At 71.3% G+C, this 18,069-nt stretch carries 13 protein-coding genes; 9 read left to right on the top strand and 4 right to left on the bottom strand.

Translation table 11 applies throughout. The features are described from left to right. Positions 1–5 precede the first annotated feature (5 nt). Positions 6–581 (bottom strand): sigma-70 family RNA polymerase sigma factor, encoded by a 576-nt coding sequence (locus AB0H86_RS24780; protein ID WP_362442683.1) that lies wholly within the window; start codon positions 579–581, stop codon positions 6–8. Between the two features lie 424 nt (positions 582–1,005). On the opposite strand from AB0H86_RS24780, the gene AB0H86_RS24775 reads away from it, so the two are divergent. The 9 genes from AB0H86_RS24775 (at position 1,006) to AB0H86_RS24735 (ending at position 15,250) form a co-directional block, all read left to right on the top strand. Further along, a complete protein-coding gene (locus AB0H86_RS24775; RefSeq protein ID WP_362442680.1) occupies positions 1,006–2,196 on the top strand; it encodes a pyridoxal phosphate-dependent aminotransferase family protein in 1,191 nt (396 codons plus the stop codon). 16 nt (positions 2,197–2,212) lie between these two features. Further along, positions 2,213–7,201, top strand: a complete 4,989-nt coding sequence (locus AB0H86_RS24770) for an SDR family NAD(P)-dependent oxidoreductase (RefSeq protein ID WP_362442678.1) — start codon at positions 2,213–2,215, stop codon at positions 7,199–7,201. Further along, positions 7,173–8,009 (top strand): 4'-phosphopantetheinyl transferase superfamily protein, encoded by an 837-nt coding sequence (locus tag AB0H86_RS24765; protein WP_362442675.1) that lies wholly within the window; start codon positions 7,173–7,175, stop codon positions 8,007–8,009. The genes AB0H86_RS24770 and AB0H86_RS24765 overlap by 29 nt, the downstream gene beginning before the upstream one ends. Then, the gene (locus AB0H86_RS24760) at positions 7,996–10,887 is read left to right on the top strand and encodes a beta-ketoacyl synthase N-terminal-like domain-containing protein (protein ID WP_362442672.1); all 2,892 of its coding nucleotides are present in this window, start codon (positions 7,996–7,998) and stop codon (positions 10,885–10,887) included. The genes AB0H86_RS24765 and AB0H86_RS24760 overlap by 14 nt, the downstream gene beginning before the upstream one ends. Positions 10,888–10,895: 8 nt before the next feature. Next, a complete protein-coding gene (locus AB0H86_RS24755; protein ID WP_362442670.1) occupies positions 10,896–11,804 on the top strand; it encodes a hypothetical protein in 909 nt (302 codons plus the stop codon). 104 nt (positions 11,805–11,908) lie between these two features. Continuing rightward, entirely contained in the window at positions 11,909–12,943 is a 1,035-nt protein-coding gene (locus AB0H86_RS24750) for a hypothetical protein (protein WP_362442668.1), read from the top strand. A 7-nt stretch (positions 12,944–12,950) separates the two neighbouring features. After that, positions 12,951–13,808, top strand: a complete 858-nt coding sequence (locus AB0H86_RS24745; protein WP_362442666.1) for a lysophospholipid acyltransferase family protein — start codon at positions 12,951–12,953, stop codon at positions 13,806–13,808. A gap of 24 nt (positions 13,809–13,832) precedes the next feature. Continuing rightward, on the top strand, positions 13,833–14,579 hold the full coding sequence (locus tag AB0H86_RS24740) for an SDR family oxidoreductase (RefSeq protein ID WP_362442663.1): 747 nt from the start codon (positions 13,833–13,835) through the stop codon (positions 14,577–14,579). A gap of 2 nt (positions 14,580–14,581) precedes the next feature. Then, positions 14,582–15,250, top strand: a complete 669-nt coding sequence (locus AB0H86_RS24735) for a hypothetical protein (RefSeq protein WP_362442660.1) — start codon at positions 14,582–14,584, stop codon at positions 15,248–15,250. A gap of 91 nt (positions 15,251–15,341) precedes the next feature. Here AB0H86_RS24735 and AB0H86_RS24730 read toward each other — a convergent pair whose 3' ends face one another. The 3 genes from AB0H86_RS24730 to AB0H86_RS24720 form a co-directional block, all read right to left on the bottom strand. Continuing rightward, on the bottom strand, positions 15,342–15,767 hold the full coding sequence (locus tag AB0H86_RS24730; protein WP_362442657.1) for a DUF3291 domain-containing protein: 426 nt from the start codon (positions 15,765–15,767) through the stop codon (positions 15,342–15,344). Positions 15,768–15,876: 109 nt separating this feature from the next. Beyond that, entirely contained in the window at positions 15,877–17,430 is a 1,554-nt protein-coding gene (locus AB0H86_RS24725; RefSeq protein WP_362443204.1) for an acyl-CoA carboxylase subunit beta, read from the bottom strand. Positions 17,431–17,504: 74 nt separating this feature from the next. Further along, the gene (locus AB0H86_RS24720; protein WP_362442655.1) at positions 17,505–17,861 is read right to left on the bottom strand and encodes an SCP2 sterol-binding domain-containing protein; all 357 of its coding nucleotides are present in this window, start codon (positions 17,859–17,861) and stop codon (positions 17,505–17,507) included. Positions 17,862–18,069 lie beyond the last annotated feature (208 nt).

Below are 18,069 nucleotides of genomic sequence, written 5' to 3'. Positions count from 1 at the left end.
TCCTCTCACATGTCGCGCAGGAAATCCCTGGCTTGCCGGAGAATGCGGTTGCGGGTGGGGCCTATGGAGCCGCGCGGCATCGCGAGAGCCGCGCTGATCGCGTCGTAGCTCATGGGGGGATCGCGGAGCAGCAATCCCAGCAGTGCCTGGTGCTGCGCCGGCAGGTGCCGGATGGCCTTCCGGGCGAGATCGCCCTCCGCCCTGCTGAGGACGGTCTCCTCCGGAGTGGCCTGGTGGTGCCCGGTCTCATGGGTGAACTCCGAGAGGTCGTCGACCAGGTGGTACTTGACGCCGTTGCCCGACACCTTGAGCGCCTCACGGCGGGCCGTGGTGACGATCCAGGCGCCGAGCCTGGCCGGGTCGTTGAGCGCGCCGATGTTCTCGATGACGCGCAGCCAGGTGACCTGGCAGACGTCCTCGCAGTCGGCGGGGCGCAGTCCGTGCGAACGGGCGACCGTCCAGACGATCGGGCGGTACCTCTGGATGAGGCGCCCCCAGGCCGCCTGGTCGCCCGCGCGGCAGGCTTCCACCAACTGAACGGCGGACTCGGGCACTTGGGCCCGGACGGTCGTACCGGCCACGTCGAAACCTCCTTCGGTCCTCCCCCACAGGCCCTGTCGTCACCTTCCCGCCTGCCGTGCGACGCCTGGCACGCACGCTCGCCGCGTTGCCGAACCGCCCACGTGGCTCCGCCACGAGAGCGCTCCGGCGCCTTGCGATCGCACGCACCAGACGCCGCACGGCCCGCCCTGCGGGCGGACGACGGGAAGGTGACGACAGGGCCTAGGGACCTGTTGAACTCTCTTGTCCCACACCTGAGTCGCAGGCCACTGGACCCCTGGTCGCCGGGCTCTGCATCCGGGGTAGCGGCCCGGCGGGTGGGAGTGAACCGGCGCGTATGGCCGGTATCCGCACGCCGTTTTTGGCCCTCTGTCGGGTGACGGTCGCCCCGCCCGTCCGGCTCGGCCGGAGGTGGCGCGCGACGCACCGAGAGGGGAATCACTAATGATCACGGATGAGTACGCCCGGACCCTCGCGTCCGTCAACGACCGGATCCGGGACCTCAAGGACAGCGGCTTCTACACCTTCGAAATGCCCTTCACCGCCGCTCCCGGCGGCCGGTCGGAGATAGACCACCGCGAGGTCATCATGCTGACCAGCGGCAACTACCTCGGTCTGGCCGGACACCCGGAGATCAACAAGGCGGTCAAGGACGCCCTGGACACCTACGGTTCCGGAGCCTGCGGTGCCCGCCTCAACAACGGCACCACCGTGCTCCACCTGGAGCTGGAGGAGAAGCTCGCCGAGTGGATGGGCACCGAGGCGGCCATCACCTACAGCTCGGGATACATGGCCAACCTCGGCACGATCTCCGCGCTGTGCGACAGCGACACGATCGTCATCACGGACCAGATCAACCACATGAGCATCCTCGACGGCTGCCGGCTGGCCGAGGGCGCCGTGAAGATCTTCGCCCACAACTCCATGGAGAAACTGGAGTACGTCCTCAAGCGCAACGCCGACGCCAAGAAGAAGTTCGTCGTCGTCGACGGCGTCTACTCCATGGACGGCGAGATCGCGCCGCTGGACGACATCCACCGGCTCACCGAGCAGTACGGCGCGATGCTGATGGTCGACGAGGCGCACGGCACCGGCTTCCTCGGCGAGAGGGGCCGGGGTGCCGGGGAGCACTACGGGATCATCCCCGACATCACCATGGGCACCTTCAGTAAGACCCTCGGCGGGGTGGGCGGATTCGTCACCGCCAGCCACGACATCGTCGAGTTCCTGCGCCACTCGTCGCACGCCTACATGTTCAACGCGAGCCTGCCCGCGCCGACGGTGGCCGGCGTGCTCAAGGCCCTGGAGCTGATGCGCCGCGAGCCGTGGCGCACCGAGAAGCTCTGGGAGAACACCATGCGCTTCCGCTCCGGGCTCATCCGCGCCGGCTTCGAGGTGCTGGGCAGTGTCACGCCCGTCATCCCGATCCTCGTCGGTGACGACATCGCCGCGCTGCGCATGTCCAAGGAACTGGTGGCGGAGGGTCTCTACATCTCCGGCGCGATCTTCCCGGCCGTGCCCAAGGGCCGGGCCCGCTTCCGGGCGACCGTCACCGCCGCCATGACCACCGAGGACGTGGACCGCGCCGTCGAACTGCTGGCTGACGCCGCCCGGCGGCACAACGTACTGGCCTGAGGGGACGTAGAGAAAAGTGACCATCACACAGACCGAAGCCCGCAACGGGGAGAAGGTCTCCGCCGCCAGCCGACGGGCCCTTCAGGCCCAGGGTGTCTATCTGGGCACCACGGGTGTCGACCTGCGCACCGCCTTCCTGTTCCCCGGCCACGGGGCGCAGTACCCCGACATGTTCGCCGACCTCGCCGCCGAGAACCCGGTCGCCGCGGAGACGTTCGAGCGGATCGACGAGACCTACCGCTCGCTGGCCGGGCACACCCTGACCAGCCGGATGTTCAGCTCCGGCGGCAACGACCCGGCGAAGGAACTCCAGGACCCGGTCGTCATGCAGCCCGCGATCTTCGCCGGCAGCATGGTCGCGCACCGGCTGCTGGAGAGCCGGGGCATCACCGCCGAGACCCACATCGGGCACAGCCTGGGCGAGATCAGCGCCCTCGTCGCGGCCGGGGCGCTCTCGCTGGAGGACGGTGTCCGCGCGGTGTACGGGCGGGGCATGGCCGTCAAGGTCATCCCCGAGGCCCGGCGCGGCGGCATGCTGAGCCTGCAGACCGACAGCGACCGCAGCCGTGAACAGCTCTCCCGACTGCTGCTGTTGCTGCGCGGGGGTCAGGGCGGCTACCTCGTCCAGAGTCTGGTCAACTCGCCTGACCAGACGGTGCTTTCGGGTGACTCCGACGCCATCGACAGGGCCGCCGCGCTGTGCCTCGAACGCGGTATCAAGGCCACCCGGCTCAGGGTCTCGCACGGATTCCACTCCGACCTCCTGGAGGAGGCCGTACCGCATCTGGAGCGCACCCTCGCCGCGCTCGACTGGCACGCCCCGAAGGTTCCCGTCCTGTCCACGGTGATCGGCGACTACTACACCGAGCAGGACGTCCAGGACCTGCCGCTGCTGCTGGCCCGCCAGCTGGTCACACCGTTCAGCTTCCAGCAGCTGGTCGGCCGGCTGCACGCGGACGGCCACAACAGCTTTGTCGAGGTCGGCCCCAAGTCGATCCTGTCCGGGCTGACCGAGCGGATCCTCGCCGACTCCGACAAGGAAGCGCTGGTCACCCCGACCAACATCCAGTCGCTGGGCGCGGTGGAGAGCATGCGCCGCTTCACCGCCTTCGCCGAGGTGCACGGACTGACCGGCGTCGAGCCGGAGGAGCAGCCCGCCGCCGCGCAGGAGCCGGCCGCCGAAAGCGCCCCGACCACCGCACAACTGCGCGAGGACCTCCTCAAGGTCGCCGCCCGCTACACCGGTTATCCGGTACGACTCCTCGACCCCGCCCAGCTGATGGGCGCGGGCCTCGGACTGAGCACCCGGGTCCGCGAGGAGCTGGCGGCCGCGCTCGCCGCGCACCTGGGCCTGACGGACACGACCGTCTCCACCGAGTCGGACGCCCCGCTCGGCCACCTGCTCGACCAGCTCGTGGACGCCTCCCGTGGCACCGACACCGACACCGGCACCGGCACCGCTGCCGCGACGGCACGGGAGACCGCCGCGGGGCCCGAGCCCGGCACGGCCCCGGAGGCCGCGCAGCCGACCGAGCCCGCCGAGGCGACGGCCCAGGAGCTGGCTGAGGCGGAGCGTGTGGTGTGGGAGGTGGCGGAGGCCAAGACGGGGTATCCGGCTGATCTGTTGGAGGCGGATCTGGATCTGGAGGCTGATCTGGGGATCGACTCGGTGAAGCAGGCCGAGATCCTCGGTGAGGTGCGGGAGGTGTTGGGGCTTCCGGTGGTGGAGGACATCGACTCCTCGTCGCTGAACACCCTCAACCGGATCGCCGAGTTCGTCGCCGGCCTCCAGGCCGCCACCCGGCCCGCACCGACGGCACCCGCACCGGCGGCACCCGCGCAAACGGCACCGGCTCAGGAAACCCCCGTACAAGAAGCCTCCGCATCGGAAGAGCCCGCCGAGGCGACGGCTGAGGAGTTGGCTGAGGCGGAGCGTGTGGTGTGGGAGGTGGCGGAGGCCAAGACGGGTTATCCGGCTGATCTGTTGGAGGCGGATCTGGATCTGGAGGCGGATCTGGGGATCGACTCGGTGAAGCAGGCCGAGATCCTCGGTGAGGTGCGGGAGGTGTTGGGGCTTCCGGTGGTGGAGGACATCGACTCGTCGTCGCTGAACACCCTCAACCGGATCGCCGAGTTCGTGGCCGGCCTCCAGGCCGCCAGCGGACGCAGCCCGCGCGGCGGCGGCACCTCCGGCACGGGCGGCGACGGCTCCGACGACAGCCACATACCCGAGGCGGCACCCGCCCGGCCGGTGCTGCCGCCTGTCCTGGAGCGCACGATCGACCGCATCGCCGGACGGTACGTCCCCCTCGCGGTCGAGAGCCCTCTCGATCACCCCGACGCCACACCGTTCTCCCTGGACGGCAAGGCGGTCGTGGTGATCACCGGACAGGACACGGCCCTCGCCCGTGAGGTGCTCCCGCGCCTCACCGAGCGCGGCGCACGGCCGTACGTCGTCGCACCGGACGGCGCCGGGCCCATCAGAAGCTCCGCGAGCACCGGTCTGGACGAATGGCCCACGGCCCGCGCCGACTTCACCGACCCCGAATCGCTGGCCCGGGCACTCGCGACCGCCCGTACGGACAGCGGAGTCCAGGTCGTCGTCAATCTGCACCCCTACGGCACCGGTCCCGACCCGGCCGCCGCGACCACCTCCTTCGACCGGCCCGCGGCCGACTGGAGCTCCGCTGCCGACCAGCACTTCACCGTCAACCTCCTTGCCGCCAAGGCCTACTTCGCCGACCTCACCCAGGCCGGCGGTGACGGCGCCTACTTCGCGGCCACCGCGGTCGGCGGGGTGTTCGGCCTGGAGTCCGACGGCGCGATGGACCCCCTGGGCGGCCTCACCGCGGGCTTCGCCAAGAGCCTCGACCTCGAACTCCCGGACACCCGCGTCAAGGTCGTCGACTTCACCGAGGGCGACGCGGCCGGCGCGGCGGACATCCTGCTCGCGGAGATCACCACCGACGCGGAACGCACCGTCGAGGTGGGCCACCTCCGGGGACTGCGCAAGATCGTCCAGGTGGTCCCGCACGAGATCACCACCAACGAGCGGCAACAGCCCCTCCAACTCGACCCGGGCAGCGTCGTCGTCTTCTCCGGGGGATCGCGCGGGATCACGTACGAATGCGCGAAGGAACTCGCCCGGCTGGAGGGCGTGCGCGTGGTCATCCTCGGCCGCACCCGCCCGGCCAAGGGCACCGAGGACTGGATGGCGCTGGACGACGAGGCCTTCGCCCGCCTGGGCAAGGGCTGGTTCCCGCAGGCCAAGAAGAAGAACCCGGCCATCACCCCGGTCGAGGCGAAGAAGCAGTTCGCGGCCCTCGCCAACGCCCGTGAGCTGTACCGGAACATCGAGGAACTGCACGCCATCAACCCGCTGTCGGTCTACGAGGTCTGTGACGTCTCGGACGGCGAGCAGGTCACCGCGGCGATCGACGCGGTACGGCAGCGGTACGGGCGGATCGACGGGGTCGTGCACGCCGCCGGTCTGGACTCGGTCGCCACCGTGCCGAAGAAGTCCCTGGACCACGCCCGGCACGTGGTCCGCGTCAAGGCCGACGGCTCCCACCACCTGTGGCACGCCGTCAAGCAGGACCAGCTGAAGTTCTTCGGCTTCTTCGGCTCCTTCCTCGGCCGGTTCGGCATGGACGGCCAGGTCGACTACACCGCCGGCGCCGACCTCGTGTCCAAGCTGTCCGCGCTGCTCGCCCGCCGCAACCCCGCCATGCGGGTCTTCACCCTGTGCTGGACCGGCTGGTCCGACGTCGGCATGGCCGCCACCGAGGCGGTACGGCGGGTCCAGGAGGAGGTGCGCGGACTGCGCTACCTGGGTGTCGAGGAGGGTGTGCAGCACTTCGCCCGGGAGGTCTTCCAGGGCGGCGACGACCCCGAGGTACTGGTCTTCGGCGAGATCGGCAAGAACAGCTACGGCGGCCAGGACGCCTCGATGGACGCCACGCACACCCAGGTCGCCGTCCCCGTCGGCCCCGACGGCAGCGTCCGGGACCGCTTCGAACTGCCCCTGCTCGACCGGGTGTTGGAGGTGACCGACACGAGGGTGCGGGCCGTCAAACGGCTCGATCCCCGAGCCGACCGCTACCTCGACGACCACCGGGTCAAGGGAGCGGGCACCTTCCCCGGAGTGCTGCACATCGAGGGCCAGGTGCAGGCGTCCGGGCTCCTGGTCCCCGGACACACGGTCGTCGCGGCGGAGAACATCGAGTTCCTGAAGTTCGTCAAACACCTGCCGAACTTCCCCCTCGACCTGCGATTCGAGGCCGAGGCGGAGGTCGAGGCAGACGGGGACCGGGCGGACGGACAGCGGGCGGACGGGACCCGCCGGGTCCGCGCCGAGATCCGCTCCGACCTGGTCACCGCCGACGGCCGGGTCCTGGAGGCTGACCGGGTGCACTCGCGCGGCACGTACGTCTTCGCACAGCAAGCACAGCAAGCACGGCAACCGGGCAGCACGCCCGCACCCGACCCGGAACTCGCCGAACTCGTCGAGAAATCCACCGAGTTGGACATCGACCGGTTCTACGAGCGGGCCGCCCGGCAGATCACCTTCGGCCCGCGCTTCCGCCAGGTGCGGCGGATCGGGTTCGTCGGGGACATCGAGGACGGGCGGATGGTGAGCGAGATCGTGGTCGACGCCGGCCGCGGACTGTTCTCCGCCGCCCCGACGCCCCGGCTGCGGACCCTGCCCATCGTCATCGACAACGCCTGGCGCTCCACCCTGCTGTGGGCCTACCACCACCTCGGCAGCCATGTGGTGCCGGTCTCCATCGCGGCGATGCGCTTCCACCGCGTCCCGCTGCCCGGCGAGACCGTGCACACCGATTCGACCGTCGGACCCGTCGGACCCGATCAAGGAGGAAAACCCTCAGACCTGCGCATCAGCACCCGGATCCTCGACGCGGCGGGCCACCCGCTCTGCGAGATCCAGGACCTAGTCGTGACACAGGTGGGACGTGATGAGGGCGATACGCGTCTCCTGGACTGAGACCGCCCTGCCGGGCAGCGGAACCCCGCTGCCCGGGGGCGGCGCCGTGACCATCGAGTGGCTCCCCATCGCACAGGTCCGCGGGGACTACGCGGCGGCCCCCGCGGCCTACCAGGCGCACTACCTGGCTCCGGCCGAACTCCCGGTCCTCACCCGCATCGCCGTACCGAAACGGCGGGTGGAGTGGCTGGCCGGGAGGGTCGCGGCCAAGCGCCTGGTGTGCCTGGTCCTGGAACGGGCCGGACTGCCCGTCACGCCCAGCGAACTCGCCGTCCTCGGCAACAAGCCGGGAGGCCGGGCGGGAAAACCCGAACTGTCCTCCCGTACCCCCGAGTTGGCCGGCACCGTCGGCCGGCACGTCACGGACATCTCGCTCGCGCACACCCTCCGGTTCGCGGTGTGCGCCCTGGCCCACGGGGGCCGGGTCGGCGTCGACGTGGAACCGCTGCGCAGCTTCAGCCCCGCGCTGCGGCGCACGGTCTTCACCGACCACGAGGTCGCCCTGGCCGAGACCGCGTTCCAGGCCTTCGACACCGGCCACCGCGGCACCGCGCTGTGGGTGGTCAAGGAAGCACTGCTCAAGGCGTACGGCATCGGCTTCGCGTACGGCTGGGGAACCGCCCGGCTGCGCGCGGCCGACACCGCCGCCGGAGTGTTCGACATCACCCTCCCCGAGGGGGCGGATCCGGGCGACCGGGTCGCCGTCCGCTACGGCCGGGTCACCGACCACATCTTCGCCATCGCCTCCGTGGCCCCCCGGCCGCCGGACGGCCACCAGCAGAAAGGGCAGCTCCGTGCCTGGGACTGACTTCGAGGGCTTCGACCCGATCGCCGTGGTGGGATACGGCTGCGTCTTCCCACCGAACTCGTACGACGCCGACACGTTCTGGCAGAACATCCTGGGCGGCCGGATCGGCATCGACTCGCCGCCGAAAAACCGCTGGGACTGGGAGGACTACCACAACGAGGACAAGGGCGTCGTCGACAAGACGTACTGCCGCTGGGGCGGCTTCCTCGACGACTACGCGGGCCCCTCGGGCCTGGAGGAACTGACCCGGATCGGCCGGGAGGCCGTCGGCGAACTCAACCGCACCCAGCTGATGGTGCTCGACACCGTCCTGCAGACCCTCAGGATGTCCGGGTACAGCCCGAGCCGGCTGAGCACCACCGACACCGCGCTGTTCGTCGGCAACATGCTGGGCGACGAACAGGTCATGGAGTCCTCGCTCACCTTCCGCGCCACCGAGGTGCTGCACCACCTGCGCAACAGCGAGGCGTTCCAGGCGCTGGAGAGCGGGCAGCGGACGGCCCTGGAGAGCGGCTTCCCGGCCGCGGTGAAGAACCGGCTCTACGACGCCGACTCCGGGCCCGCCGCCCATGTCTTCCAGGTCAGCGTCGCCAAGGCGGTCGCCCGGGTGATCGGGCTGCCCGGCCCGGCGGCGATCGGCGACGCGGCCTGCGCCTCCGGCCTCACCGTGATCGACACCGCCGTCAAGTACCTCCAGGACGGCAGCCACGACATGGTCCTGGCGACCGGTGTGCAGGGCAACATGAACATCACCGGCAACGTCTGCTTCGCCAAGATCGGCGGCCTGTCCGCCACCCGCAGCACCCCGCTCGACGAGGGCGCCAGCGGCCTGATCAACGGCGAGGGCTCCGGCACCGTCCTGCTGAAGCGCCTCAGCGACGCGGTCCGTGACGGCGACACCATCGCCGGAGTGATCCGCGGCGTCGCCACCCGCTGCGACGGCAAGGGCAAGGCGATCTACGCGCCGTCCTCGCGCGGCCAGGTCGCCGCGATGCGCCGCGCCCTCGAACTCGCCGACGCGCAGCCGGGGGAGCTCGACTACATCGAGACCCACGCCACCGCCACCTCCACCGGCGACCTCGTCGAGGTCAGCTCCCTCCAGCAGCTGTACGCGGACAGCGGGGCGGAGCCCGGCTCGATCCGGCTCGGCTCGGTCAAGGCCCAGATCGGGCACACCTTCTCGGCGGCCGGCATGGCCAACCTGCTGAAGATCCTGCTCGCCTTCCAGCACGAGACCGTGCCGCCCACGCACGCCTTCACCCGGGCACCCGAGGCGATGAAACTGGATGGCTCGCCGTTCCGGGTGCCGGTCGCCTCCGAGTCGTGGCAGGCGCCCGAGGAGTGCCGGCCGCGCCGGGCGCTGACCAACGCCTTCGGGTTCGGCGGCGTCAACACCAGCGTCATTGTGGAGCAGTACGACCCCGTGCACCACGCCGACGCCGCCCTGGAGCAGCAGGGCCACACCGACAGCAGCCGCAGCACGGCCAACGCCCCGCTCGCGGTGCTCGGCATCGGCTGCGTCGCCCCGTTCTCCCGGGACACCGAGGGCCTGGTCGGCGACCGGGCGCCGGGCGCCGGCGTCACCGGCTTCCCCGAGGACCGCTGGCACCCGGACGCCGCCGAGATCTACGACCCCGAGGGCACCTGGCGCGGCGGAGTCGTCACCGACCTGGACTTCCCGTGGAAGACGTACCGCATCCCGCCCAACGTCCTGGAGGACCTGGACCGGGCGCAGCTGCTGTCGGTGATGGCGGCGGGACAGGCCCTGGAGGAGTACGGGGCGCCCGCCGCCGACCGGGTCAACGCGGGCGTCTTCGTCGGCGCGACCTGCGGCCTCGAATCCGGCCTGACCCGCAACTTCCGGATCCGGCTGGTGGAGTTCGAGCGGGCCCTGGAGGACGTACCGGAGTACCGGGCGCTCGACGAGAAGACCCGCGCCGAGCTGGTCGAGAGCTACACCCGCGAGGTGCACCGCTACATCCCGCTCACCCGGGAGAACGCGCTGCCCGGGTACATGGACAACATCACCGCGGGCCGCATCCAGAACATCTTCGACCTGCGCGGCCCGGGTGTCGTCATCGACGACGACCTGTGCTCCTTCGGCACCGCCCTCGGTCTCGCCAAGCGCAACCTCGAACAGGGGGAGTGCGATGTCGCCCTCGTCGGCGGCGTCCACGCCAACCTCACCCCCGAGTTCACCCATCTCTTCGAGCGCAGGCTCAAGGAGGCCGGCCACGAGGTCGACGGTCTGACACCCGCGGAGGGCGCCGCCTTCCTGGTCGTCAAGCCGCTCGACAAGGTCACCGAGGACGAGAAGGTCCTCGCGGTGATCGACGGGGTCGGCTGCGCCGACGCCGACATCCCGGTCGCCCGGCCCGGCGTCCCCTTCTTCTACGGCGCAGACGGCGCGATCCGCTCCGTCGAGGTGATCGCCCGGATGCGGGCCGAGGCCGCGGAGCAGGAGAACGAGGCCGCCGCCCGGCTGGACCTGGTCCGGGTCAAGCTCCCGCAGATCGAGAGCGGTTGGGGCTACTCGCTGCGTATCCGCCGGGACGACTCGGTCGTCGACGACGACGAGCCCGCCGTACCCGAGGAGCACGAGCAGACCGCGCAGCCCGTCGCCGCGTCGCCCGACGACCCCGGCACCGGCTTCCTCACCGCCCCCACCTACGAGCGGCTGCTGGCCCAGCTGGAGCAGCTCGCGCGAGGCGAACTCGTCCCGCTCGACCGCATCAACTCCCCGATGTCGGACGGCTACCGGCTCGGGTTCAGCTACGCGTCGTGGGTCGACCTCGCGCGCAAGGCCCAGCTGACCCTGCGTCTGCTCCGTCCCGACAGCTCCGCCACCCCGTCCACCCCTCCCACCGTCACGAGGTGACCTTTCCCATGGCAACCATCATCGAGCCGGTCCGCTCCGAGGAGCGGATCGCCCGGCCCGTCCACCCCTGGCTGCGCAGCCTGTTCTTCTGGCCGGTCCTCATCCACTGCGCGCTCTCCTTCGTCCCGCTGTACTTCCTCAGCTCCCGCACCGGTGACTTCTTCGCCTGGGAGACGGGCTCCTCGCTGAGCGCCGCCGCACTGGGCGCCGGCTACGCGGGAGCCTGCACGATGTTCCTGCTGACCCTGCCGGAGAAGGACTGGACGAGCGCCCGCGGCACCGTCTTCGCCCCGATCACCCTGCTGCTGTCGGCCCTGGTGCTGGCCGGCGTGTACGCCGACCAGTTCCACTTCACCGAGGGCCCGGCACTCGCCCGTGCCTTCGCCTGGCTGTGGCTGGCCTCCCTCGCGGTGTTCCAGGTGACCTGCTTCCTCGTCTACAAGGTCCACAACACCGGCCCCAAGGTCGCCGACCCGCGCGGCCCGGCCCCGATGAGGGCCGACGTCAGCATCCCGACGGCGATCATGGGCGCCGTCCTGTGGGGCCTCGCGTTCGCCCTGTGGATCGCCCCCGAGGCCGTCGGCGACGCCTGGGCCTGGCAGCTGGAGCCGCTGGACGCCCGGATGCTCGGCGCCTGGTTCTTCGCCTTCGGCGCCGGCGCCTGGCAGGCCCTGTGGGAGCACGACCTGCACCGCATGCGGGCCGGCTTCATGACGGACGTCACGCTCAGCATCCTGTCGATGGCCGCGCTCGGCCTGTACGCCGACGACGTCCGCTGGGGCAACGCGCTCACCTGGGTCTACATCGTCGTGCTGGTCGGCCTGCTGGTGGCCGGCCTCACGGGCCGCTACATGGCGCTGCCGGAGGCGCTTGAGGCGGAGCGGAAGGCGCGTGAGGAGGAGCCCGCACGCGCCTGACGGCCCGGCCGCCGGGGCCCGGAGCAGGCCCCGGCGGCCGACGCACCGCACCACACCCACCCGCACTTCAATCCGTAGGACCGCGCGGACCAGGGAGGTCGGCCATGCTCAAGCAGAACAAGCACGCTGTACGAGGCTTACCGGCGGCCGTCGAGGGCCTCGAGCACGTCCCCGCGCACGGCCCCCTCGTGGTGCTGGCCGGCGGCGACGGCGAACGCCCGCTGGACACCGCTCTGTTCGCGGTGCGCGGCAAGCCCACCCGCCGGCTCGACGGCACCGACGCGCTGAACGCCCTCGCCTACGACGAGACCGTGGTGGTCCGGGGTGTGGCCCAGGCCGTGGCGGCGGGGGACCGGGCCGGGGCGCCCGTCCTGCCCGTCGCGCTGTGGCCGGACGGCCGCCGCACCCGGGTCGTCTTCGGGCCCGTGCTGCCCCAGGACCCGATCGAGCACTCGGTCCGGGACCGGGTCAGGGCCGGGCACGCCGCCCTCACCACCCTCGTCGGGCGGGCCAGGAACCCCGAGTGGTCCGCCGGACCCTGCTCCGCACGGGCCGCCGCCCGCCATCTCGACCGGGTCTTCGAGGCGCTCCTCAGCCGCACCGACCCGCTGCCCGATGGCACCCTGTACGCGCAGGCCGCGCTGCTGCTCGACCTGGGGCGGCTCGGCGACCCGCACAACATCGACCTGCGGGTCGGACGGCTGCGGCTGACCGCGCTGCGCAACGAGACCCGTCCGCTGCCCGTGAAAGTCGCCGCGCTGTGGCGGCTGCGGGCCGGCACCGAGGAGGCGCTGCGCCGGGACCCGGACCACCTCATGGCCAACTACCTCCTCGGCCGCTGGCATCTGTCCGCACCCGGCGTGCTGGGCGGCCGCCGCGAGCTCGCCGTCGCCCACCTGGAGGCCGCCGACCGGCTCGGCCGGGGCGACACCCGCTATGTCCTCGGCCACGCGGAAGCCCTGCTGGCCGCCGACCGGCCCACCGCCGCGCTGTCCGCCCTGGAACGCGTCATCGAGGCCCCCGCCGACCACCCGCGCACCCAGCGGCGCCGCCAGTCCGCGATCCGGATGAGCCGCGCCCTCCAGCAGGAACAGGCCCCGCACGGAGCGATCGCCCCAGGGGCCCGAGGGAAGGGATGACCCGTCGATGGACCCGCACAAGGGAAGCTTCAAGATCAACGACACGCTGTCCACGTCGTTCCGCCACTGGGTCGCCAGAAACCACGTCGACGGGGTGGAGGGCATCGGCCACATCCCCGCCGAGGGACCGTTCATCGTGGTCTCCAACCATCTGAGCTTCTTCGACCACTACCTGCTGGAGACCGTTCTCTACGGCGCCCGCGGCGAACACGTCTACTTCCCGGCCAAGGCCGCGAACTTCAACCACCCCGTCAAACGGCTGGTCCGGCTCAGCGTCGGCTGCATCCCGCTCGACAGCGACAAGCCGGACCGCAACGCCCTGGCCGCCATGACGGAGGTCCTCGACGGCGGCGACGTGCTGTGCATGTACCCGGAGGGCACCCGCTGGACCGGCGGCGGCCTGGCCCCGTTCAACGACGGCCCGTTCTACTTCGCCGTCCGCACCGGCATCCCGGTCGTCCCCGTGATGATCCACGGCGCCGACCGGATCCTGCCCAAGGGCGAGGTCGTGCCCCACCGGGCCACCGCGCGCCTGGTGTTCGGCGCCCGGCTGACCAGCGCGCCCGGCGGACGCGCCCGCAGCGCCCAGATCGCCGACCTGCGCGGCCGGGCCCGGGCCCGCATGGAGCAGCTCGGCGAACGGGCCCGCCGGACCTACGGCCGCCCCGACGAGGAGAGCGCCCGCCTCATCCGGCGCCGCGCCGACGAGATCGCCGTCGCGGCCTGCGTACGAGGACATGGCCTCGACCGCACCGAACGGCGCCGGATCGCCGTCCTGCACAGCCTCGCCCGGGCCTCGGCCGCCCTCCGCCCGCAGCCGGCCCTCGACGCTCCCGCACCCGCACCCGCCGCAGCGACGGGCTGATCCCGGCCCGAGGAACGAGGAGACATGCGCAAGAACATCCTGATCACCGGGGCGAGTTCGGGTCTCGGCCGCGGCATGGCCCGCCAACTGGCGGCGCGGGGACGGAACCTGGCCCTGTGCGCCCGCCGCGCGGACAAGCTGGAGGAGGTGCGCGAGGAACTCACCCGCGCCTACCCGGGCATCCAGGTGACGGTGCGTCAACTCGACGTACGCGACTACGAGGCCACCGCGGCCGCCTTCCGTTCCGTACGGCGGGAGTTCGGCAGCCTGGACCGGATCGTCGTCAACGCCGGCCTCGGCTCGGGCGCCTCCGTCGGCACCGGGCGGTTCGAGGTCAACCGGGCCACCGCCGAGACCAACTTCCTCGCGGGCCTGGCCCAGTGCGAGGCCGCCATGGAGACCTTCCGGGACCAGGGGTCCGGCCACCTCGTGGTGGTGTCCTCGGTCAGCGCGGCCCGCGGTATGCCCCGGCACCTGACGGCGTACGCCGCCTCGAAGGCCGGCCTCGCCATCCTCGCCGACGGTATCCGCGCCGATGTCCTCGGCACCCCGCTGAAGGTCACCGCGCTGTTCCCCGGCTACATCCGCACCGAGATGAACGAGCACCTGGAGAAGACGCCGTTCATCATGGACACCGACAAGGGCTGCGCACTCCTGGTGCGCGCGATGGAACGCGAACCGGCCAAGGCCTATGTGCCCGCGTGGCCGTGGGCGCCGGCCGGCGCCGTGCTGCGGCATCTGCCGCTCGCCCTCGTCGCGAAGTCGGTGTGACCATGACGGCCGCACAGATCGAACAGACCGAACAGACCGAACAGACCGAACAGACCGAAGATGTCCGGGAGTTGGCACACACCGAGCAGGCGGCACAGCTGGTGCAGACCGTCGCCACCGAACGCCACGGCGGCACCCTGGTCGTCTTCGAGGGCAGCCGCCGCATGCTGTGGACCAGGCCCGGACCCGGCCGTTGGCGTCCCGTGGGCATCTGGCCCCAGGCCGCCGACGCCGCCGCACTCACCGCCCATCTCGCCGCCCGGCGCAACGTGCTGGTCGTCCTCGACGGGGCGGAACACACCGTCAGTCTGCTGGCCGAGGAACTAGCCGCGGCGCCCCCGTCCGTACGCCGGCTGGTGCGCGCCCCCGACCCGTCGGTGCCCGGGCTCGCCCCCTACCCGGACGAGCCCGTCGACGTCCGTATCCCGGTCCTCGACTGGCTGCCCGGCACGTTGCGCCGCCCCGGCGTCGAATTCCTGCGCACCGGCGCCGAGTTGGTGCGCAGGACCCCGGCCGCGCTGCTGCCGCCGCTGCTGACCGACGAGTTCGATCCGGCCCGGCCGCACCTGAGGTTCGCCCTGCGCACCCAGCGGCACGGCATCGGCGCGGGCCGGCTGGCCGACATCGTGGGCCACCTGTTCGGGCCGGCGCCCCGACCGCGGTACGTGTGAGCACAGAGGTACGGGTACGACGGCGTCCCCTGCCGTCGTACCCGTACCTCCATGTGCGCGGGCCGGCGTGCGGGCCGGCGGGTGCGCCGCGTCAGCCGCGCTGCGGATCGGCGGCGGCGCGGCGCGCCTCCTGCTCGGCCAGTCGCCGGTCGGCCTCCTCCCAGCTCGGCGGTAACGCGGCGTCCTGCTTCCAGGAGGTGAACAGCGAATCGCGCATGGCCGGTTTCAGCTTCGACATCACCGACAGGTGCGGTTCGGTGCCGATGTACGACTGCAGCGCCTCCCGGCTCTCCCAGGACGAGAGCGTCCAGAACGTCTTGTGCCAGGGGTCGGCCCGCAGCGAGACCCCCACGTTCCCGGGGGACCTCTGCGCCTGCTTGTAGACGCCCCCGGACAGGACGAAGAAACGCGGCACACGCAGGAGCGACTTCAGTTTCAACCGGGATGCCATGACGACGACCTGACCGCCTCCGGCCCCGGCCGCCGGCCCGTTGGACCAGGGGAGGGTGTGACTCATCGGAACTCCTCTTCGCGTGTGGATCGAGTGTGGTGATACGGAGGACGTGGTGCCGAACGGACAGCGCACCGGACCTACCCATCCGGTGCGCCGCCCACCCGAACCGCCCCTACATCGGCGGGTTTCCGTGCTTACGGGCCGGTACCTCGGCGTGCTTCGCGCGCAGCATCCGCAGGGAGGTGATCAGCAGCCGGCGGGTGTCCCGGGGGTCGATCACGTCGTCCACCAGGCCCCGTTCGGCCGCGTAGTACGGGTGCATCAGCTCGTCCTTGTAGGACGCGATCAGGCGGGCCCGCTCCGCCTCCGGGTCGTCCGCGGCGGCTATCTCCCGACGGAAGACCACGTTGGCCGCGCCCTCCGCGCCCATCACCGCGATCTCGTTGGTGGGCCACGCGAACGACAGGTCTGAGCCGATCGACCGGGAGTCCATGACGATGTACGCGCCGCCGTACGCCTTGCGCAGGATCACCTGGATCCGCGGCACCGTGGCGTTGCAGTACGCGTACAGCAGCTTGGCGCCGTGCCGGATGATGCCGCCGTGCTCCTGGTCGACCCCGGGCAGGAAGCCCGGCACGTCCAGCAGCGTCACCAGCGGGATGTTGAAGGCGTCGCAGGTCTGCACGAACCGCGCGGCCTTCTCCGAGGAGTGGATGTCCAGCACCCCGGCCTGGGCCTGCGGCTGGTTTCCGACGATGCCCACGACCTGCCCGCCGAGCCGGGCCAGCGTGCACACCACGCTGCCGGCCCACCCGGCCTGCACCTCGAAATGCTCACCGTTGTCGGTGATCTCCTCGATCACCTTCCGGATGTCGTACGGCCGCGACGGGTCCTCCGGGACCAGGTCGAGCAGCGCCTCGCAGACCCGGTCGTCGGGGTCGTCGCCCGCGTCGACGGGCGGCAGCTCCCGGTTGTTCTGCGGCAGCAACGACAGCAGATAGCGCACCTCTTCGAGACACGAGGGCTCGTCGTCGTACACGAAGTGCGCCACGCCCGAGATCGTGGCGTGGGTGTCGGCACCGCCGAGCCCGTTCTGGCTGATCTCCTCCCCCGTCACCGCGCGGACCACGTCCGGGCCCGTGATGAACATCTGCGAGGTCTCACGGACCATGAACACGTAGTCGGTCAGGGCGGGGGAGTAGGCCGCGCCGCCCGCGCACGGGCCGAGCATCACGCTGATCTGCGGGATGACGCCGGAGGAGCGGGTGTTGCGGCTGAAGATGCCGCCGTATCCGGCCAGCGCCGTCACCCCCTCCTGGATCCGGGCGCCCGCCCCGTCGTTGAGGCTGACCAGCGGGGCGCCGGCGGAGGCGGCGAGGTCCATCACCTTGTGGATCTTCTGGGCGTGCGCCTCGCCGAGCGCGCCGCCGAAGATGCGGAAGTCATGCGCGTAGACGAAGACCGTACGGCCGTGGACCGTGCCCCAGCCGGTGATCACACCGTCCGAGTACGGCTTCTTCGCCTCCAGGCCGAAGCCGGTCGCGCGGTGCCGGCGCAGTCCCTCGATCTCGGTGAACGAGCCCTCGTCCAGCAGCAGCCCGATGCGCTCGCGCGCGGTCAGTTTGCCGCGGGCGTGCTGCCGCTCGGTGGCCTTGGGGTCGGGACCGGCCAGCGCCTGCTGCCGCACATGCCGCAGCTCCGCCAGCCGTCCGCTACCGTTGGTCAACTGGGCGGGCTCCGCGGGGACTTGAGCCGCCCCCGCCTCGCCCGTGCCCGGGACGCTCTCCTGGGACAGGACGGTCACAGTCCCCTCCTCAGCTGGTCGATCCAGGTCATCGCGAGGAACACGTCCCCCTCGATCTGCAGGGCGCCGGTGGCGAAAGCCAGCGAGCCGCGCAGGTCACCGAGCACCAGCCGGGTCAGGTCCTCCTGGCTCACCGTCACGGTGGAGTTGGGCGGGTACGGCGCGCTCCTCAGCACCGACGTGCCCTCGTCCGTGCTGGTCACATAGCGGGTACGGGTGCCGGTCGGGGTCTCCACGACGAAGCGGAACACACCGGGCCGGCCGGGCGGCCGGGCCCCCGTACCCGCGCAGCACCAGTCGAATAGCTGGTCGAGAGACCGTTCCGCATCGTTTCTCAGGTCCGCGGCCACCATGGGTCCTCCCTCCTTCTGCGGTTCTCGGGGCTGAAGCCGTCCTGGGGCTGGAGCCTTTGCGACGACCATGCAGGCAGGGCCTGGCAGGCGGGTGGACCGTCGGTGGACCGAACAGTGGTCGTGAGGACGTGTGAATTCCTCACAAGGGGCCGGTGATGCCTTGACTGTGCCCGGATTCGCCCGCCCCGCATGCTGGTTGTTGTCCGCA

It is taken from the genome of Streptomyces sp. NPDC050997 (genome assembly GCF_040660135.1).
Taxonomy (GTDB): Bacteria; Actinomycetota; Actinomycetes; order Streptomycetales; family Streptomycetaceae; genus Streptomyces.
The sequence above is the reverse complement of the archived record's forward strand: the minus strand, read 5'-3'. Positions and strand labels throughout refer to the sequence as shown.